The sequence below is a fragment of the Halococcus sp. AFM35 genome (assembly GCF_051195015.1).
Taxonomy (GTDB): domain Archaea; phylum Halobacteriota; class Halobacteria; order Halobacteriales; family Halococcaceae; genus Halococcus.
This window is the reverse complement of sequence record NZ_JBNTJU010000005.1, coordinates 63,996-82,386: the sequence shown is the minus strand read 5'-3', so window position 1 is coordinate 82,386 and position 18,391 is coordinate 63,996. Positions and strand designations below refer to the sequence as shown.

The 18,391-nt window shown below is 65.7% G+C and carries 18 protein-coding genes; 4 read left to right on the top strand and 14 right to left on the bottom strand.

Annotated features, from left to right (window positions below):
• Window positions 1–89: 89 nt before the first annotated feature.
• Window positions 90–3,026 (top strand): excinuclease ABC subunit UvrA, encoded by a 2,937-nt coding sequence (gene uvrA, locus ACQUQO_RS05575; RefSeq protein ID WP_435076975.1) that lies wholly within the window; start codon window positions 90–92, stop codon window positions 3,024–3,026.
• 25 nt (window positions 3,027–3,051) lie between these two features.
• Here uvrA and ACQUQO_RS05570 read toward each other — a convergent pair whose 3' ends face one another.
• Window positions 3,052–5,481 carry an amino acid permease gene (locus tag ACQUQO_RS05570; protein WP_435076974.1) on the bottom strand — a complete coding sequence of 810 codons (2,430 nt, stop codon included), beginning with the start codon at window positions 5,479–5,481 and terminating at the stop codon, window positions 3,052–3,054.
• Between the two features lie 123 nt (window positions 5,482–5,604).
• Here ACQUQO_RS05570 and ACQUQO_RS05565 point away from each other — a divergent pair, with 123 nt between their 5' ends.
• Complete coding sequence (locus ACQUQO_RS05565; protein ID WP_435076973.1) at window positions 5,605–8,040, top strand: amino acid permease; 2,436 nt, start codon at window positions 5,605–5,607, stop codon at window positions 8,038–8,040.
• Window positions 8,041–8,044: 4 nt separating this feature from the next.
• On the opposite strand, the gene ACQUQO_RS05560 is transcribed toward ACQUQO_RS05565, so the two are convergent.
• Entirely contained in the window at window positions 8,045–9,037 is a 993-nt protein-coding gene (locus ACQUQO_RS05560; protein ID WP_435076972.1) for a PrsW family intramembrane metalloprotease, read from the bottom strand.
• Window positions 9,038–9,151: 114 nt separating this feature from the next.
• On the opposite strand from ACQUQO_RS05560, the gene ACQUQO_RS05555 reads away from it, so the two are divergent.
• Entirely contained in the window at window positions 9,152–9,298 is a 147-nt protein-coding gene (locus tag ACQUQO_RS05555; protein ID WP_435076971.1) for a hypothetical protein, read from the top strand.
• Between the two features lie 9 nt (window positions 9,299–9,307).
• Here the strand turns inward: ACQUQO_RS05555 and ACQUQO_RS05550 are convergent, their stop codons facing one another.
• On the bottom strand, window positions 9,308–10,633 hold the full coding sequence (locus ACQUQO_RS05550; protein WP_435076970.1) for a TIGR00341 family protein: 1,326 nt from the start codon (window positions 10,631–10,633) through the stop codon (window positions 9,308–9,310).
• Window positions 10,634–10,718: 85 nt separating this feature from the next.
• Between ACQUQO_RS05550 and engB the strand changes: the two genes are divergently transcribed.
• On the top strand, window positions 10,719–11,336 hold the full coding sequence (engB, locus tag ACQUQO_RS05545) for a GTP-binding protein EngB (RefSeq protein WP_435076969.1): 618 nt from the start codon (window positions 10,719–10,721) through the stop codon (window positions 11,334–11,336).
• A gap of 257 nt (window positions 11,337–11,593) precedes the next feature.
• Here the strand turns inward: engB and ACQUQO_RS05540 are convergent, their stop codons facing one another.
• From ACQUQO_RS05540 to ACQUQO_RS05490, 11 genes are all read right to left on the bottom strand, one after another.
• Window positions 11,594–11,830: a DUF3194 domain-containing protein gene (locus tag ACQUQO_RS05540; RefSeq protein ID WP_435076968.1), complete on the bottom strand. Its 237-nt coding sequence runs from the start codon at window positions 11,828–11,830 to the stop codon at window positions 11,594–11,596.
• The gene (locus ACQUQO_RS05535) at window positions 11,831–12,238 is read right to left on the bottom strand and encodes a prefoldin subunit beta (RefSeq protein WP_435076967.1); all 408 of its coding nucleotides are present in this window, start codon (window positions 12,236–12,238) and stop codon (window positions 11,831–11,833) included.
• Between the two features lie 125 nt (window positions 12,239–12,363).
• Window positions 12,364–12,606 (bottom strand): hypothetical protein, encoded by a 243-nt coding sequence (locus ACQUQO_RS05530; RefSeq protein ID WP_435076966.1) that lies wholly within the window; start codon window positions 12,604–12,606, stop codon window positions 12,364–12,366.
• A gap of 204 nt (window positions 12,607–12,810) precedes the next feature.
• Entirely contained in the window at window positions 12,811–13,071 is a 261-nt protein-coding gene (locus tag ACQUQO_RS05525) for a KEOPS complex subunit Pcc1 (protein WP_435076965.1), read from the bottom strand.
• Window positions 13,071–13,205: a DNA-directed RNA polymerase subunit P gene (locus ACQUQO_RS05520; protein WP_435076964.1), complete on the bottom strand. Its 135-nt coding sequence runs from the start codon at window positions 13,203–13,205 to the stop codon at window positions 13,071–13,073. The genes ACQUQO_RS05525 and ACQUQO_RS05520 overlap by 1 nt, the downstream gene beginning before the upstream one ends.
• A complete protein-coding gene (locus ACQUQO_RS05515; protein WP_435076963.1) occupies window positions 13,202–13,480 on the bottom strand; it encodes a 50S ribosomal protein L37ae in 279 nt (92 codons plus the stop codon). The genes ACQUQO_RS05520 and ACQUQO_RS05515 overlap by 4 nt, the downstream gene beginning before the upstream one ends.
• A gap of 41 nt (window positions 13,481–13,521) precedes the next feature.
• Window positions 13,522–14,247 carry a DUF2103 domain-containing protein gene (locus ACQUQO_RS05510; RefSeq protein WP_435076962.1) on the bottom strand — a complete coding sequence of 242 codons (726 nt, stop codon included), beginning with the start codon at window positions 14,245–14,247 and terminating at the stop codon, window positions 13,522–13,524.
• 82 nt (window positions 14,248–14,329) lie between these two features.
• On the bottom strand, window positions 14,330–15,697 hold the full coding sequence (gene truD / locus ACQUQO_RS05505; RefSeq protein WP_435076961.1) for a tRNA pseudouridine(13) synthase TruD: 1,368 nt from the start codon (window positions 15,695–15,697) through the stop codon (window positions 14,330–14,332).
• A gap of 40 nt (window positions 15,698–15,737) precedes the next feature.
• Window positions 15,738–17,069: a Trk system potassium transporter TrkA gene (gene trkA, locus ACQUQO_RS05500; RefSeq protein ID WP_435076960.1), complete on the bottom strand. Its 1,332-nt coding sequence runs from the start codon at window positions 17,067–17,069 to the stop codon at window positions 15,738–15,740.
• Window positions 17,070–17,515: 446 nt separating this feature from the next.
• Window positions 17,516–17,854, bottom strand: coding sequence for a peptidyl-tRNA hydrolase Pth2 (gene pth2 / locus ACQUQO_RS05495; RefSeq protein WP_435076959.1), 339 nt, complete (start codon window positions 17,852–17,854; stop codon window positions 17,516–17,518).
• Window positions 17,855–17,920: 66 nt separating this feature from the next.
• The gene (locus tag ACQUQO_RS05490) at window positions 17,921–18,343 is read right to left on the bottom strand and encodes a hypothetical protein (protein ID WP_435076958.1); all 423 of its coding nucleotides are present in this window, start codon (window positions 18,341–18,343) and stop codon (window positions 17,921–17,923) included.
• Window positions 18,344–18,391: the final 48 nt, after the last annotated feature.

The window sequence follows — 18,391 nt, the reverse complement described above, 5'->3', positions numbered from 1 at the left end:
GCCGCTGATGGGCCGACCACGAGACCACCGAACGAGAAAAAGTGGGGAACCGACAGGGTTTCACCGTCCGCGCTCCCCAATAAGATGTAATGAGTAAGGACGAGATCGAGGTCCGTGGAGCCGAAGAACACAACCTGAAGGACCTCGACGTCACCATCCCCCGCGAGGAGTTTACGGTCGTCACTGGACTGTCCGGCTCGGGGAAGTCCTCGCTGGCCTTCGAAACCGTCTATGCCGAGGGTCAGCGTCGGTATATCGAGAGCCTCTCGGCGTATGCCAGGAATTTCCTCGGCCAGATGGACAAACCGCAGGTCGAGACCGTCGAAGGACTCTCACCCGCCATCTCCATCGACCAGAAAAACGCCGCCAACAACCCCCGCTCTACCGTGGGAACGGTCACGGAACTCCACGATTACCTCCGGCTGCTCTATGCGCGCGTCGGCACGCCCCACTGTCCCGAATGCGGGCGGGAGGTCGGCGAGCAGTCCGCCCAGCAGATGGTGCGCCGGATCCTGGAACTGCCCGAGGGGACGAAGGCGAAGATCGCCGCACCCGTCGTTCGCGACCAGAAGGGAGCCTTCGAGGAACTGTTCGACGACCTCGTGAGCGAGGGGTACTCGCGGGTGGAGGTCGACGGCGGGACCTACGACCTCGCGACCGACCGCCCCGAACTCGACGAGAATTACGACCACACCGTCGACGTGGTGGTCGACCGCGTGAAGATAGCGGACGATGCCCGCTCGCGCATCACCGACAGCGTCGAGACCGCACTGGAGGAGGCAGACGGCGTGTTGAAGGTAATTCTCCCGGACCCACCAGCGACCGATATCGGCGGCGCAACCGCACGGACGACGGGCGATTTAGCCGGTGAGGACACCGACCGTGCGGTCATCGAGTTCTCGGAGGCACTCGCGTGCACCCACTGCGGCATCGACATCAGCGAAATCGAGACCCGGTCCTTTTCGTTCAACAGCCCACACGGAGCCTGCCCGGAGTGTGAGGGCATCGGCGAGACGAAGGAGGTCGACGAGGACCTCGTGGTGCAAGACCCCGGAAAGCCGCTGCGCGAGGTGTTCGAGCCGTGGAGCTACGGGCGGTCGTACTATCGGACCCGGCTCGATGCCATGGCCAACCACTTCGACGTCTCGCTCGATACACCCTTCGAAGAACTCGACGAGAGCGTGCAGGCGGCGTTTCTGTATGGAACGAACGAGCAGGTAGTCTTCGAGCGCCGGACGAAAAACGGCACCCGACGGAAAAAGAAGCGCTTCGAGGGCGTCATTCCCAATCTCGAACGCCGCCACGTCGAGACCGAGAGTCAGAGCACGCGCGAGCACATCGAGACGTTCATGGCCGTCACCACCTGCCCGGCCTGTGACGGCACCCGATTGAAACCCGAGAGCCGCGCCGTGCTCGTGGACGGAACGGCCATCACCGACGTGAATCGCATGTCCATCGGCGACGCGCGCGAGCACTTCGAGGGGATGGAAGCAGGGATGAGCGAGCGGAATCGAAAGATCGCCGCGGAGATCCTGAAGGAAATCCGCGCCCGGCTCGGGTTCATGTGCGAGGTCGGATTGGAGTATCTCACGCTCAATCGACAGGCCGCGACGCTTTCGGGGGGTGAGAGCCAGCGGATTCGCCTCGCCACGCAGATCGGTTCCGGGCTGGTGGGGGTGCTCTACGTGCTCGACGAACCCTCGATTGGCCTCCATCAGCGCGACAACGACAGACTCCTGAACACCCTCGAAGAGCTGCGCGACCTCGGCAATACTCTCTTAGTGGTCGAACACGACGAGGCGACGATGCGCCGCGCCGACGAGGTCATCGACATGGGACCGGGACCCGGCAAGCGCGGCGGCGAGGTGGTCGCACAGGGCACAGTTGACGAAATCGAGCGCACCGACGAGTCGCTCACCGGCGCGTATCTCAGCGGCCGGAAGGAAATCCCCGTGCCCGAGAAACGCCGGGCGGCCGAGGGTGAACTCACGATTCGCGGCGCGCGCCAGCACAACCTCGCGGACCTCGACGTGTCGATTCCGCTTGGCTGTTTCACGGCCATCACGGGCGTTTCGGGGTCGGGAAAGTCCACCCTGATGCACGACGTGCTCTACAAGGGACTGGTGCGCGAGATGAACGACAATCGGACTGTGGACCCCGGCGAGCACGACGACATCGAGTATGAAGGGGTCGAGACCGTGCGACTCATCGACCAGTCGCCCATCGGCCGGACGCCGCGCTCGAACCCCGCGACCTACACCGGCGTGTTCGATTACGTCCGCGAACTGTTCGCGGAGACCAAACTCGCCAAACAGCGCGGCTACGAGAAGGGTCGCTTCTCCTTCAACGTCAAGGGCGGGCGCTGTGAGGCCTGTGGCGGGCAGGGAACGGTGAAAATCGAGATGAACTTCCTCTCCGATGTGCATGTGCCCTGCGAGGAGTGTGGCGGGGCGCGCTACAACGACGAGACTCTCGACGTCACCTACAAGGGCGAGACCATCGCCGACGTGCTCGACATGAGTATCGAGGAGGCTTACGAGTTCTTCGAGGCCGACACCCGACTCAAGCGCCGCCTCCAGCTCCTCAGGGACGTGGGACTCGACTACATGCGGCTGGGCCAGCCATCGACCACCCTCTCGGGTGGCGAGGCTCAACGTGTGAAACTCGCCGAGGAGCTGGGCAAGAAACAGACCGGCGATACCCTGTACCTGCTCGACGAACCCACCACGGGACTGCACTCGGCGGACGAGCGCAAGCTCATTGCGGTGCTCCAGCGCCTCGTCGACAACGGCAACTCGGTGGTCGTGGTCGAGCACGAACTCGATTTGGTGAAAAACGCCGACCACGTCATCGACCTCGGTCCCGAAGGTGGCGAGCACGGTGGCGAGATCGTCGCGGCCGACACGCCCGAAGCGATAACTCGAATCGAGGAGTCACACACGGGTCGATACCTCCGCGACCTGCTGCCCGGCATCGAACTGGAGGGACCACGCACTGACCGACGCGTCGCCGCCGACGACGACTGATTCGGGGTGGTGCTGTGCGGTTTGGCTATCGGTCGAACAGCCGCCGCAGCCGCGACGTGATGGCGAGGTTGCGTTTGGCGAGGATGACCGTACTTTCGGCTTGCTCGCCGACGCGTTCGGGAATCGCGCCGAAGACGAGCCGCTGGAACAGCCCCTCGCGGGTCGCGCCAATGACCGTGAGGTCGTGGTTGGCCGACCGCTCGGTGATGGCGTCCACCACGTCGTCGTTTTCGACCACCGTCGCCTCGGCGTCGATTGCTGCGAACTCGGAGAGCGTGTCTTCGAGCACCGCCTCGGCGTCGGCACGGTCGTCCTCGGGCCCGACCACCCGGAGCAGTTCGACGTGCGCACCGGTCGCGCGGGCGATGGAGCGAGCGACTTCGCCGGCGAAGTCGGCGTGTGGCCCGCCGGCGGTCGGCAACAGGATGGATTCGACCGTTCGTGCGGCATCGGTGTCGATGCGCTCGACCAGCACGTCACAGTCGGCTTCGGTGACCACCGTATCGACGGTACTCCCGAGCACCACCTCCCGGCGGTGCGCCCGCCAGCCGCCCCACCCCATCAGCACGGCGTCGGCGTCGTACTGCTCGACGGTGTGGAGGACGGCGTCGTCGACGTGGTGGGCGATGCGGACCGTCCCGCTGACCGGCACGTCGGCCGCGTCGGCCGATTCGGCCGCGTCGTCCGTGTCGAGAGCAGCGCCGCTTCCGTCGGCGAGCGCCATCGCGCGGTCGAGTACCTCGCGTTTCTCGTCGACGTACTGGCGTCCCCGCGAGAGCGGCGTCTGCTCGGGCAGCGAGACCACCGACAGGACGAGTATCTCGCCGTCGTTGTCGCGTGCGATGTCGACCGCCGTCCGCATCAACTGCGCGACGTGGTCGGGGTTGGCAATCGGGACGACGAGACGATAATCACGCTCGTGGCCCGACGGGTTGCGTTCGGCGACGGCCGTCGGCGTCTGCCGTTCGATTTCCTCGGTCGAGGGCGAGCGTCCCCTCCACGCGAACCAGAAAATCACGCCGATGGCTTCGGCGAGCAGACCGAACACGATGCTCGACGGTTCGACGTTCACGAGCAGAACGAGATTGGCAACCACCGCGATTGCGGGCACCCACGGCACGGCCGGCACCTCGAAGGACCTATCGAGGTCGGGGAACTTCTGACGCGAGCGCACGACCGCGAGGTTGACCACGATGAGTCCGGTGAGCAACATGAAGTCCGCGAAGTGGGTGATGGCCTCGATGCCGAGGTGGAGTTCCGCTCCGAGAAGCGGCAGCGCGAACGGCAGCTGGAGAACCGCCGCGCTCTCCGGTCCGCCGCCGAATAGCACCGTGAAGGTGAAGATGAAAAGCAAAATCAATCCACCAGTCAGGAGCACCGACTGGTAGGGCGTGTTGAGCGAGGGGTGGAGGTCCTCGAATCGGTCGGGGAGATGGTTCCGGCGACTCATCGCCAGTTTGACCCGCGACCCCGCGAGAATCGTGGCGTTCGCCGCCGACAGCATCGAAAGCAGCGCGCCGACGATGATGATGTAAAACCCGACCGGGCCGAGGTAGTACTGAGCAACGTACGCCATCGCCACCTCGCCGTTGTTGGCGATGAACTGCTGTGGGGCGACCCCACCGAGGGCGGCGTTCGTCGTGAGGAACTGGAGGAATCCCTGATTGTTCACCGCGAAGACGATGACCAACACCACGAGCGCGTAGACCACCGTGACGAAGCCCATGCTGAAGAAAATCGCGCGCGGGATGGTCGTGCCCGGCTCCTCGATTTCCTCTGCGTTCGTGGCGATTGCCTCGAACCCGAAGAACGTGATGAACACGAGCGAACTCGTGACCGCGATGTCACGGAAATCGGCGAATCCCTGGGTGTTCTGGGCAATCGAGGTCGCAATCACGTCCGTGTTGAACGCTTGGAGACCGCCGTAGAGAAAGAGGGCGATGAGCGCGACTTTCAATCCTGTGATAACTATCTGGAACAGGCCCGTCTCCTCGGTGCCCTTGAGATTGATGCCGACGAGCAGCGCGAGCACCGCGACCGCGGACACCCAGTACGGGACTGCTTCGGGAACCGACAGGAGTGGGTAGATAAACCGGTAGAACCAGTCGGCGAAACTCGCCAGATAGAAGGCGGCGCTGGCGGGATAGCCGAGAATCATCGACCACCCCACGATATACGTCCAGTCGCGGTCGAAGGTGTTGGCGACGTAGGCGTACCCGCCGCCGCTTTCGGGATAGAGAGCCGCGAACTCCGCGTACGCAAAGGCAGTGAACGAGGCGACGAACGCGGCGACCAAGAACGAGCCGATGGCGAGCACACCGACGTTGCTCACCGCAAGCCCCGAGAGCACGAAGATGCCGGCCGCGATCATCGTGCCGACGCCGAGGGCGACCGCACCCACGAAGCCGATGTCACGGTCGAGTTCGGTCTCGACACCACCAGTATCCTCACTCATTGGGCGTAACCTTGCCTGTCGGAGTGAAAAGCGTTCACATCCGGACGCCGGCTCGCTGGACGCTTCGAGCACGCCATCATGCAAGGCGATTTCTTTTATCAATCGAGTTCACACGGCCGGTGAATGGTAGAACACACCCGGACGCTGGACTTCAAGGTCGCCTTCGCCATCGGTCTCGGGACGATGATCGCGGCGGGTATCTTCTCCCTTTCTGGCATCGCGGTCTATCGGATCGGCTCGACTGCGGTGATAGCGTTCATCCTCGCGGCAATCGTCGCGGGCATCACCGCCGCGACCTACTCGGAGTTCGCCTCGATTTACTCCGAGAACGGCGGCGGCTATCTGTTCACCTCACGAAGCCTCGAAGACCGCGACCGGCTGACCTACGCCGTCGGTGTGTCGCTGTTTTTGGGGTACTGCGGCACGACGGCCTATTATCTCGCGGTGATGGACGAGTGGTTCTTCAGATTCCTGATTCCCGAGGCGTTTCACGCGCTTCCGCGCGGGACGTTCGGCGTGCTCGTCGCGCTCGCGCTCGGCACGCTGAACGCACGCGGCACCGAGGAATCCGGAACCTTTCAGGTGCTCGTGACGAGCGCGAAGGTGGTCGTCCTGATTCTGTTCGTCGGCGGCATGTTCGCCAGCGTCGGCGTCGGACCGGCCATCGGCGAGTTCACCGGAAGTTTCCAGTTCGCTCCGGTCGAAACGGGTTCGGTGGCGGCGCTCGCGTTCATCACCTTCTTCGGGTTCTCGGCGATTGCGGCCTCCGCTGGCGAAATCATCGAGCCGAGAAAGACCGTCCCGCGGGCGATTGCCGCCTCCATCATTACCGTCACAGTCCTCTATACGTTCGTCATCATCGCGATGGTGAACATCACAAACGTCACGGGGCGGCTCGCGCGTTCACCCGACCAGATACTCCAACTGGGCGAGACCGCGATGGGGGCGGTCGCACAGGCGTTCATCCCGGTCGCGGTCGCCGGCGTTCCGGTGGGCACCTATCTCATCGTCGCGGGAGCCATCTTCTCGATGGTGTCGGCCTCGAACGCCTCCATCCTCGCGGCCTCGGGCATCGGCTCGCTGATGGGCCGACAGGGCCACGCGCCCCGGCGTCTCTCCCGGCTCCACCCGACACACGGAACGCCGTATCTGAGCACCGCGACGGCCACGGGTCTCATCGTCACGCTCATCGTGGCCTTCATCACGCTGCTCGGCGAGCACGGTCTCGCCGGGCCGATTTCGGTGGGATTCGAGGCGAGCCTCGCCGGTCTCACCCTGTCCATCGAGGAGTTCTCGCTTGGGCTGAGCGCGCTCAACGGCTTTGCCGTTTTGAACCTCCTGCTGCCGCTCGCGGTCGTCAACGGTGCTCTCATCTACTCGCGCCGGCGCTATCCCGACATCGAGCGGGGCTTTCGCGTGCCCGGCGTCCCTGTGGTGCCGATACTCGGCATCGTCGCCAACGTCGCACTCATCTACAACCTTCCACCTGTGGGCATCGCCGTCGGTCTCATCGTGTCGGTGATACTCGTTCTCGCGTATCTCGTCTGGGGCGGCGCACCCGACGTCGAGGACCTCTTCGAGCGCGTTACCGAGCCAACCACGGTAACGAGCGCGAACGGCGGCCACAGTGAGGGAGGCGAGTCCGACGAGCGCTTCCACATCCTCGTTCCGGTTGCCAGACCCGACCGTGCGCCGACACACGTCCGACTCGCGGCGACGCTCGGACGGTTCGTCGAGGGCGAGCCGTTCGTCCACGTCATCAACATCACCCGCATCCCCGAACAGACGCCGAAGGAGATCGTGACCGACGACGCCGAAAAGCGCGCCGAGCGCCTCACCGACACCCTCGCCGCGGCCGACATCGACGCCGACTACACCGTCGAGGGCCACATTTGTCGGGACATCGCCTTCGACATCCTCCAGACCGCCCGCGAAGTCGAAGCCGACCTCGTTCTCATGGGCTATCCCGAAGACCACGAGGAGGTCACCGAGCGGGTCGAGTACGAGGCTCCCTGTGACGTGCTGTTCGCGAACGGGTTCGAGGAGTCGGTGGACGTCTCGCGGGTGAACGTCGGCGCGGGCGGTGGTCCCCATCATCAGGCATTGCTCCCGCTCGTCCAGCGCATGGGCGAGGCCGGCTCGGAGCTACATGTCATCAGCGTCGAACCGGGCGAGGAGGGCGGCACGCCCGAAAGCCTCGACGACACGCTCGGGCCGCTATCGGACACCGATGTCGTACAGGTCCACAACGTCTCGGCCCCGAACGTCGCCGTGGGGCTGGTTTCGACGGCCACGGACAACGGCGGGGTACTCATCATCGGCGCGACCCGCACCCGTCGGCTCCAGCGCTGGGTGTTCGGCAGCACGCCCGACCGGGTCATCGACCTCGCCGCCGAGGCCGGCGTGCCGGTCATCGTCTATGCGGGCACCACGGGGCTGACCGACAGCCTCGGCGACCGGCTGTTCCCGCTCTATCGGTACTACCGCAAGCTCACCCGCCGTCGGTCTCGGGGGACGCCCGACGGCCGGTCGGGGTCAAGTACCCACTCCAATTCCTGAGGACTCACTCCTCGAATTCGGTGCGCTCGACGGGCGACAGCGCCCCGTCGTTGCGGGTGGCGCGGTAGTGTGCTCGGTAGCGTGCGAGCTTTCGATAGAGGAAATACCCGAAGAAGCCGTCGTAGAGCACGACGAATCCAAGGAGGGTGAGGTAGTTCGGGACGCCGAGCACGAGGGCCACAGTCGCCGGCACGAACGTGAGCGTGTTGTAGGTCGCGTGGATGAGCACCGCGATGAGCAATCCTTTGACGGCGATTGGGCCGGCACGGTCGCGGTTGAACTTCGCCAAGCCCAGATAGTAGCCCGCAAACGCCGAATAGATGACGTGGCCGGGACCGGCGATGGCCCGCGCGGGCGTGATGCCGCCGCCGGCACCCAACACGTTACCGATGACGGGATTGCTTACCGCATCAGTGATGTAGAGGGCGTTCTCGATGGTGGCGAAGCCAAGCCCCGCGACCGCGCCGTAGACAGCGCCGTCGATGACCGCGTCGAATCGCGGGCTTCGGTAGGCGTACATCCTGACTGCGAGCCATTTCACCGTCTCCTCGACCGGGCCGACGACGAGGTAGAAAAACCAGACCTGACCGACAATCGGGATGACTTGCAGGAAACTCCCGACGCCGTTGATGATCGCGGCAAAGCCCGCGAAGAGAACGCCGAGGGCGAACGTCACCGCGAGCAGCGAGAACGGTTCGGCGGTGGCGGTGTCGGTCCACCAGACGTAGGCGACGAGCGCCAGCGCCGGCAGGAGCGACAGCACCGTGAACGCGCTCACCACCGGGTCGAGGACGCGCGGCAGATTGCTGGTCGAGACGATTGCCGCGAGAATCACGACCGCGACGAGAACCACCAGCCACCGCACGGTCGTCCTCAAAACCCAGTACAGCCAGGCCGCCACCCGGTCGAGCGGCGTGCGCACTTCCCACGTCGTGACGTCGTAGCGGTCGCGGGACCCGTCCTCGCGCGATTGAATCGGGTCCTGACTGCGCGCCATACCCACCCCTCGACCGCCGGACCCTAACCGTTGTCCCCGCCCGGGATATATGTGGTTATACACCATTGCCTGTCTTAGGAAGGGATTTATATCCATCCCCGAGAGTGGGCCGGTATGGCACAGAGCACGGCCCGCGGACTGCTGTACACGACACCGCCGAGCGAGGACGAGGAACGAACCGAAAACGAACCGACCAGGGACCGGACGGCCACGGCGCAATCGGGCGAGGCGAACCGCGGTCGAGCCGCGGCGGACGACTGACCTCCGCGGCTACGCGGTCTCCATTTCGACGTAGCGCACACGCACCGGAACGTCGTTCGGCGCGTCGAGGGGGTCCGGAAGCGGGAGGTCGGCAAGCGCCTCGTTGACACGGCGTTCGAGCGGCGGCGCGAGGCTCGTGGTGGTGCCGTCGGCCGGTCGTCCGGCGACGACAGTGACCCGGGTCGGCTGGCGCGGCGGCACGGGGTCGTCGTAGCGAAAACGCACGTCGAGCAGCGTGAGTTGGTCGTATCTGGGTTGGTCGAGCAATTTCTCGACGTCGCTGCGAACCTCCTGTTCGAACGACGCCGTCCGGTAGGAGTCGTAGGTGACGACGCCGAGAAACGCCGACAGCACGAGGATGGCCGCGACGAGCGCGACGACGCGCTTTTCGGTCGCCAGCCGGGCGTCGTCCTCGCGAAACCAGTGGTCGGGCCGATAGCCCATATACCAGAGGACGATCAGCGCCGTGAGATTGATGGAGAGCGTGTTCACCAAGACGAGCACCGAGGCGCTGAGCACCGCGGCCGGCCGTCCCCACGCGATGGCGATGCCGATGACGCCCAGCGGCGGGACGAGCGCGGCGGCGATCATCACGCCCACGAGCGCCGCCGAGACGCCCGTTGCGAGGCTTACCCCGCCGGCGACACCAGCTCCGAGCGCGACGACCAAGGCAAGGAAGTCGGGTGCGAGGCGGATGTTGATCTGTTCTATCATGAATACGTCGGTGCCCGGCGGTACCGTGTTCGTCGCCCGCATGAGGGCAGCGAACAGCGTCGCGGCGACGACCGCGACCGCGAGACCGAGCGCCTGTAGCTTCATCCCGCGGCGGAACATCGACTGGTCGTCGACGACCGTTCCCACGGAGGTGGCCATCGCCGGCCCGATGAGCGGCGCGATGACCATCGACCCCACGACGACGGCCGCATCGTCCAACAGCAGGCCGGCAGTGGCGACGACCGCGCTCACGACCGTCATGACGAGATACGGCCAGAAATCCGGCGCGAGTTCGGCGGCGCGGGCGTGAATCTCCTCACGGGCGATGCGCTTGTCGGTCTCCTCGTCCGCCTCGTAGCGGTCTTCGAGCTGCTCGAAGCGCCGCGAGACGACGGTTTCGGCGTCGACGACGACCGTATAAGCGTCCTCGTCGATGCCGGTTTCCCGAAGCCGGTCGAGCACCGGCTCGACGGCGCTCGTCGGCAGCGGAAAGGAGACGACGCCCGTGAACTCCCGGCCGCTCGTCTCCTCGGTCAGCACGTAGTCGATACCCTCCTCGTCGAGTTCCGAGAGCACCGTCTCGCGCTTGCCCGCCGGGATGGTCACCTGAACGAGTCGCACATCCGAGGGTCTCGGGCGGCGGTCAAATACCCCGTGGTCGGCTCCCGGACGGCGAGCATAAACCCGCGCGCCCGATACGTCAATCATGTTCGAAGGACGCCCCGACCGAGACGCGGAAGTCGTCTTCTGTGGCCGCTCGAACGTCGGAAAGTCGACGCTCCTCAAAGAACTCACGGGCCACGACTTTCAAACGGGCAAGAAGCCGGGCGTGACGCGCTCGCCGGGCCACTACGACTGGGTGGCCGAGGACTTCGTCCTCACCGACCTGCCGGGATTCGGCTTCATGTCCGGCGTCGAGGAGGAGCGCCGCGAGCAGATCAAGACCGATGTCATTCGATACATCGAAACGAACAACGCAAAAATCCTCGTCGGCGTGCTCGTCGTCGACGCCAACAGCGCGGTCGACATCATCGACCGCCACACGGAGCGCGGCGAAATCCCCCACGACGTCGAACTGTTCGGCTTCCTCGCCGACGTCGACATCCCCACTGTGGTCGCGGTCAACAAGATGGACAAAGTCGACGACCGGGACGAACGGCTCGACGCGCTCTGCGAACGCCTCGGCCTGCCCTCACCGTGGCAGCAATGGCAGGACACCATCGCCCCGGTGAGCGCAAAGCGCGGCTCAATCGGCCCGCTGACCGACGCCGTTCGCACCCACCTCCACGAGCAAAACCGCGACGACCTGTTCAAGTTCTTCTAAACCCACTTTTTTACAAGGGGTCCTCGCGCTCGCTTCGCTCGCGCTTGAACCCCTTCCAAAAACCTGGACTAAAAACTCCTGCTCGCAAACCGCGCGAGCAGTGAACCGCGCTCGTTCCACTCGCGCGGACACCGGTCACCAACGCACCGCAACCGCACAGCACCGCCGAACCCTCAGCCGCTCGTTCCACTCGCGGCTTCGCCCTCCATCCACCAGGAACCGACTGCACCGCCGCACCACCGCCGCCACCGCAGCCGCTATTCGTCGGCAAACAGTTCGTCGACGGCCGATTCGGCCGCCAGCACGGCTTCGTCGGCAACGATTTCCGGGTCGGGGTCGTCCGGCGCGTTCAGATACACGTCGAGGTCGAGCACGCCCTCTTCGAAACTCACCGTGACGTCGAGGTCCTCGACGGCTGATTGCTTGTACCGCGAGAAAACGAGACCTTCGGCTGCTTCGCTTGCCGTTTCGACCACTTCCTCGTCGGTCGGCATCTACCCGCCGGCGCTCGGGCCACCCGGACCCATGCCGCCCGGCCCGCCAGCGCCACCGGGACCGCCGCCGCTCAGCATCTCCTGGAGTTCGCTCTGTAGCTCCTCGAACTGCTCTTGCACACGGTTTTCCTGCTTTTCGAGCGTCTCGACGCGCACTTCGAGGCTGGAGACCTTCTCCTCCAAGTCCTCCTCGGCCTCCTCGTAGTTCGTCTCGATGAGGAGTTCGCCGACCTCGCGGTACATCGTCGTCCCCTCGTCGAGTTCGTCGAGTTCGTCGAGGGCGGTCTGTGAGTCGGTGAGCTGGCTTTCGGCCTGCTGTTTCTGGGCAGCGACCTGCTGGGCGCTGTCCTGAAGGTCCTGTAGCTCCTCGATTTTCTCTTGGGCTTCCGGCGGAAGGTTTCCCTGCATATCCGCTCTCTGGATGGCCGGAGGGAAAAGTCCATGCTTTCGGTCACAGCCGGCGGACGCCCGCCCGACAGCACTTGCCGAACCGCACGGAGACGGCCCGTCGACACGGTCTCGCCGCCGGTGATCTATCTCTCCCGGAGCCTGACCTCGTCGTCGGTCACGCTGTCGACGTCCTCGCTTCGCAGTTCGTAGGTGTCGTCCGAATCGTCCCACCCGAGTGCGGATTTGAGTTTCTCCGTCAGACTCGATGTGTCCTCGATCTCGACCTGCCCCCGTCCATCCCGAACGTCGGAAATCTTCCCGATATGGGTCCCGTACGGGTTGTGGACCGGCTTGCCCCTGTCCTCGTCGGTGAACTCTCGTGCCATCGCGTGTCACTACCGGGCGGACGGCTTTCGACCTTCAGCCTTCATCTGCAAGCGCCGGATGGCCAGCACTCTCCACCGAGAGCATGGAGTGGGCGCTTTTCGGACCTGCCCCTCGGGAAGATCGGGCGAACGGGACCAACCAGCATGCAGAACACACGAATCGGCTGGTCGCCAGCGTAGCTTTCCACCCGCGAATACGGGCCGTTACTCGTCGGCTGCGTCCGTTTCGGCGGTCAGCGACCGCTCGGCCACGCCGGCCAGCGAGAGCCACGTGTTCTGGCCCGCCCGGAGCGCAACGAGGTCGGTCGCCTCGATATCGAGTTCGACCACGCCCCCCGTGCGGGACAGCGCCGCCACGGTGCGGTCGCCCTCGATATCGCCGACCTCCGGCCGGAGGCTCCGCTCGACGGCAGCTGCGGCGCTTTCGGTGTCGTACTCCAACGAAAACGAACTCTCGTGGCGCACTACTCGACGGTTATTTCCTTGACGTCGCGGCTGCGCTCTTTGAGCAGCACGCGGTGGCCACAGTACGGACAGCGCACGCCACCATACTCGTCGAGTTCGACGTCGCGCTTACACCGCGAGCACTTGTAGCTCACTGTTCGTCGCCGTCCTCCGCGAGCGCCGCCCGAATCGAGCGCTCGACGGTGCGCCCGCCGGGCGTGTCGGGCCGGTAGGCACCGCCGGCGAAGGCGTACCCACAGTTCCCACACTCCCAGATGCCCGTGTCCGTCCGGTCGACGGCCGGCTCGTCGCACTCGGGGCAGGCGTGGTCGTCGTGCATGTCGTCTTCGATCTCGGCGACGCGTCGGCGCGCGACGCGACCGTAGCGTGCGCCGAAGCGCCCGGCGCTGCCGACCTCTTGGTTAGCCATAGTAGGCCCGCTATGCAAGCGGGCGAGTAAAACCCTTCGTGTTACTCTCGGAAGCCGTCCTCGGCGAGCGCACGGTTCAGGTCCTCGCGGACGCGCTCGCCCTGCGGGCGGTCGGCGGCGGTCGTCACGACCCGCACCTCCTGAACGCTCGACCCATCGCGCACCAGCAGTCTGACGTTCCCCCGTCCATCGGCGCGGGTCGCCTTCGCCCGGACACCGGTTCTGGAACCGCGCCCGCCGGACTCGATGGGTCCCGGAATCACCTTCTTCACGTGGGGGTGGTCGGTTGCAATCGCCACGACCGCTTTCCCTGTGCGCCCGCCCACGAGCGTCGAGTGGCTTCCGCCGAGTTTCTCGCGTGGTGGCGTCTCGACGACCGCGAGCGGCGACTCCTCGCTCCGTTCGAGCACCGTCTCGACGGCGTTTTCGCCCGGATTCGCCACCCGCCGGAGGTCGTAATGGAGCTGTGTGCGAAGCGTCCCGAGCACGCTCCGCTCGCCGGTCGCGTACACCTCCTCCGGTCGTTTGCGACGGACCTCGTCGGCGATGCGCCCAGCGAAGTTCCGACGCTCGCGCTGTTCGTTTTCGCCCTCCTCGGGGACTGTGGTCACCGTCCACGTGCCGACGCGCTCGCCGTCGAACAGTCCTGTGACGCTCGCGCGCTCGCGGTCCACCTCGCAGACCACGGTGTCGACGTTCGGGCTGCGACAGACGAGACAGAAATCGCCGGCCCGGTCGAGGCGCGACCCACACCGCCGACACTCCATGCCGAGATTCGAACGCGCCGGCGGGATAAGCCGGTCGATTCCCCGCTGTCACGACTCCATCGACGGACGACCGAACGCGCCATCAGCGCATCGCGGTCGGCTCGCGCTTCAGGTATTCTCGGAGCAGCACGGTCGCATACGAGCCTTTCGGCAGCCGGAAGGCGAACGTGAGCGGGTTATACTCGATTGAGAGATCAGTGCGGAGCAGTATCGCCCGCCGAGTGCCCGTCGAGTGGAACGCACCGGGCAGGTCGAAATCCGATGGTTCGATGTCTTCCTCGGCCAGTATCGCGCGCTCGATGTCGCCCGGTTCGCCCGTCCCCAATTCGGTTTCAGCGCCCACCAGCGGCGCGGTGACGAACGCTCGTCTCCGTTGGGTGTGGCGATTCACCGTTGCCACCCGGCCCCCGGTGACGCGCTGGCTCCTGTCGGGGTCGGGCAAAGCGAATCCATTCGGGGCCTCGCTGTCGGCGAAACAGACCACATCGCCCGCGACTGCCCGGTCGAACGGCAGTCTCCGGTCGAGGCGCGCCGACAGCATGCGATTGAACAGATATGACTGGGCGGCGTTGATGAACAGTCGCTGGAGATTCGATGGCACGGTTTCAAGCGCCGCGCGGAAGTCCGCCGAACGCTCGCCGCCGTTTTCGACCAGTCGGTGGAGCATCGAGCGCTCGAAGCCCAACTGCCGCGGGTAGCGTTCGAGCGCCGCCGCCCAGTCCGCCGTGCCCGCCGCCGCAGCCTCGCTATCGACGAACGCGCGCGCCTCGCGGGTGGCGTCGGGTTCGGATTCGTGTGGGCATCCGACGTACGCCAGTACGGCCGCCCGCCAGTCACCGCGGACGATTTCGAGGCCGACCTCGTGAGTCACCGGACGATAGGAACCGAAACGCTGCTGGCCGAAGTAGTTCGGCACGCCCACTTCGCCGCCGTCGCTCGCGTCCCCGTCCCCACTGCCACCGAACGTCCGGAGCGATTCCGTTATCCGCTCGACTGGTCCGGTGTCGGCCTCGCGGACGACGATTTCGAAGGCGTTGCCCCCGAGGTCGCCGAAACCCAGCCCGCGGCCGGCGCGTCCGACGGGTTCGAGTGTCGCGTTCCGCAGGTCGGTGTCGTCGAGGACATCGCTCTCGGCGCGTACCGAGAACAGTTGGGTACTGACGGCGCGCTTGTCCTTCGTTCCCGCCCAGTCGATACGTTCGCGGCTCATTCCCAGCCTGTCCGACAGCGCACTCACGAAGTCGTTGGTGTCCCAGTTTTCGAGCGTTACCCGGAAGACGAGGTGGGGGTAGGCATCCGTGTCGGCCGACAGCGGTTCGAATCCTCCCGTTTCGAGTTCGCGCACCCGGAAGTCAGCCGGCCGAGAACGGAGTCGTCCACCGGTTCCGTCGCTGTCGCTGATGTAGTAATCGATGCCGACCGCCCGTTCGTTCGGCTGCGCCTCACGCATTAGTGACCCTCGTCCGTCAAGCGCTCGCTTTCGGGACTGCTCACAGCGCCGCCGCGACCTCGTCCAACACGTCCGTATCGACGAACGCCACGACGTGGTCGCCGACTTGGACGACGGTCCCGCCGCGCGGCGTCGTCAGCGAGCCATCGCGGACGATTGCGCCGACGACGAACCCCTCCGGCAGGTCGTGTGCCACGTCAACCAGGGCCTCGCCGGCGAGGACGCTCTCGCTCTGTACGGTGATTTCGAGCACTTCGGCGCTGTCGCGTTCGAGCGTCGCGGCCTCGTCGGCGTAGTCCTGCGTCGCGCGCGTCGTCTCGTCGGCGACGACCGCCCGTGGCTCGACGGTCACGTCGACGCCGGCAGCCTCGAACAGGTCGACGTACGCCGATTCGTCCACGATGGCGGCGGTGTGTGCGACACCGATGTCCTTCGCGAGCAGCGCCAGCACGTAGTTCGTCTCGTCGTCGAGTGTGCCGACCAGCAAGTCTGCCTCGTCGATATCCGTCTCGGTGAGAAAGCCAGCAGTGGTCACGTCGCCCTCGATGACGGTCGTGCTCTCCAGTTCCTCGTCGAGCGCGTCGGCGCGCTCGGGGTCGTGTTCGACGAGTCTGGGTGCGTAACCACGCTCTTCGAGGATGGCGGCGATGTGCGTGCCGACCGTGCCGCCGCCGACGACCACCACGTCGTCGTCCGGGTCGAGTGTGGACCCGGGCGCGAGCCGTCGGGCAAAGCGCCTGACGCTGGACGGACTGCCGATGACGACCACTCTGTCCTCGGCTTCGAAGACCGTCTCGCCGCTCGGAACGTGTACCTCGCCGTTTCGTATCACGCCAGCGAACGTCAGCGACGGGAACTCGTCGGCCGCGGCAACGCTCTCGCCGACGAGGTCGGCGTCGCTACCGAGTTCGAACTCCGCCATCTCGACCCCGCCGTCGGCGAACGTGCTGACCGCGAGCGCGCCGGGCAGCGCGACGGTCCGAACGAGCGCCGCGGCGGTCAGCCTATCGACCGAGAGCATGAGGTCGATGCCGAGCGCGTCGTCGAAGGTCTGCCACGTCTCGTAGAGGTCGGCCGACTTCGCCCGCGCGATGGTGTAGGCATCGGTACTGTTTCTGACCGCGCCACAGACCATGACGTTGACCGCGTCGTCGTCCGTGCTGGCGATGACGACCCCGGCCTCGTGGATGCCCGCCGCCTCCAGCGTGTCGAGCGAGCGCCCATCGCCCTCGATGGCGGTCACCCCCAGTCTGGATTCGAGTTCGGCGATTCGCTCGCCGTCCGTGTCCACGACCGCGATGTCGTGGCTCTCGGCGAGGTCCTCGGCGATGTACGTGCCGACGTCGCCCGCGCCGACGATGACTACCCGCATCGGCGAATCCTCCTCATGACCGGCGTTCCGACGGGTGTCAGTAAGTGCGTTGTGGTCGCCCGAAAATCGTGTTTCGGTGGAAATTCTGGACGGAACCCGAACCGGAGGCGGTGGCGCGCGGTGAATCCGGCCGCAGGCCGGAGAGCGCGCGAGGGATGAGCGAACGACCAGAGGGAGTGAGTGAATCGGCTGGGGAGGTATGTGGGTGGTGCGGGGCAGCCAGCGGAGGGGCGAGTTATCGTACCGCGAGCGAATGAAGTGAGTGAGCGGCTCTTTTTAGTCCAGGTTTTGCGAGTAGCGAGGGACCGGAGGTCCCTCGTACCATGCGAGCGGGCCACGCGCGGCGCGTCGCGCCGCGAGTTCGAGGCGGTTGCCGCCTCGCACGGCCCGCGAGCAGAGAGTGGTGGCCGACCACAGGGAGGCCACCCGACGAGTAAAAAAGTGGTCTAGAATAGTGGGAGGTCGCCGGTGACGCGGTCGATGCTCTCGTCGGGACCGGGACCGACCGCGAGCGCCGTCACCGTGCCGGGGTCGAGCTGTGTGTGACCCGCATCACGGACGATGGCATGGGGGAGACCTTCGCGCTCGGCGCGGTCGGCGAGCGAAAAGAGCGTGCTCTCGGCGTCGCCTTTGAGGACGACTTTCTTCTGGCCCGACCCCTTCCACTCGGTTCGCGTGCGCGAACCGGTGTCCTCGTAGGCCGACAGCGAGGCGTGGGCGACCTGTGCGGCGAGTTTGCCCCGCCCCATCCCGATGTCGGTGCGCGCGACGATGGCCTGTTTCATGCCCGAGTGCGGTCTGGCGTGGATAAATGGTTGGCTACTCCGCTGGCCCGCGAGTCACGGGTTGGCCTACTCGCTTTCCAACCCGAACTCCTCGGCGAGCTGTTCGACCATTCGCTCTTGAGAGATGTTTCCCTTCACGTCCGTCTCCGCAGCCAGCGACTGCAACTCTCGATACGAGAGTTCCTCCAGCTCCTCGCGACTCTCCGGCGTTCCGTCCGGTTCAGCGTCCTCGTCCGTCGATTCGTCGTCTTCCTCGCCGGTGGCTTCGTTGGACGACTCCGCCGTCGTGTCGAGTCCCGTGGCGAGTTTGCGACCGAGCACCGCACCCATCTCGCGCCCGGCGGCCGCGCCGAACGCGCCGAGCACCGATTCGAGCTGTACCCGCCTGAGCAGGTCCCGCAGGTCGACCTGCTGGAGCAGTTCCTCGACGTCGACCTCTTCGAGTAGCTCCGTCGTATCGATGCCTCCGGACGTGGATTCCTCACTCATGATTGCTGTGTTCGCCGAGTGTCGGGTTTGCTGTGACTGCTCTCCCTC

Bases quoted from the DNA above. Each gene is read 5' to 3' on its own strand.
- uvrA (WP_435076975.1), top strand. From the start codon at position 90: ATGAGTAAGGACGAGATCGAGGTCCGTGGAGCCGAAGAACACAACCTG.
- ACQUQO_RS05570 (WP_435076974.1), bottom strand. From the start codon at position 5,481: ATGAGTGAGGATACTGGTGGTGTCGAGACCGAACTCGACCGTGACATC.
- ACQUQO_RS05565 (WP_435076973.1), top strand. From the start codon at position 5,605: ATGGTAGAACACACCCGGACGCTGGACTTCAAGGTCGCCTTCGCCATC.
- ACQUQO_RS05560 (WP_435076972.1), bottom strand. From the start codon at position 9,037: ATGGCGCGCAGTCAGGACCCGATTCAATCGCGCGAGGACGGGTCCCGC.
- ACQUQO_RS05555 (WP_435076971.1), top strand. From the start codon at position 9,152: ATGGCACAGAGCACGGCCCGCGGACTGCTGTACACGACACCGCCGAGC.
- engB (WP_435076969.1), top strand. From the start codon at position 10,719: ATGTTCGAAGGACGCCCCGACCGAGACGCGGAAGTCGTCTTCTGTGGC.
- ACQUQO_RS05540 (WP_435076968.1), bottom strand. From the start codon at position 11,830: ATGCCGACCGACGAGGAAGTGGTCGAAACGGCAAGCGAAGCAGCCGAA.
- ACQUQO_RS05535 (WP_435076967.1), bottom strand. From the start codon at position 12,238: ATGCAGGGAAACCTTCCGCCGGAAGCCCAAGAGAAAATCGAGGAGCTA.
- ACQUQO_RS05530 (WP_435076966.1), bottom strand. From the start codon at position 12,606: ATGGCACGAGAGTTCACCGACGAGGACAGGGGCAAGCCGGTCCACAAC.
- ACQUQO_RS05515 (WP_435076963.1), bottom strand. From the start codon at position 13,480: ATGGCTAACCAAGAGGTCGGCAGCGCCGGGCGCTTCGGCGCACGCTAC.
- ACQUQO_RS05510 (WP_435076962.1), bottom strand. From the start codon at position 14,247: ATGGAGTGTCGGCGGTGTGGGTCGCGCCTCGACCGGGCCGGCGATTTC.
- truD (WP_435076961.1), bottom strand. From the start codon at position 15,697: ATGCGTGAGGCGCAGCCGAACGAACGGGCGGTCGGCATCGATTACTAC.
- trkA (WP_435076960.1), bottom strand. From the start codon at position 17,069: ATGCGGGTAGTCATCGTCGGCGCGGGCGACGTCGGCACGTACATCGCC.
- pth2 (WP_435076959.1), bottom strand. From the start codon at position 17,854: ATGAAACAGGCCATCGTCGCGCGCACCGACATCGGGATGGGGCGGGGC.
- ACQUQO_RS05490 (WP_435076958.1), bottom strand. From the start codon at position 18,343: ATGAGTGAGGAATCCACGTCCGGAGGCATCGATACGACGGAGCTACTC.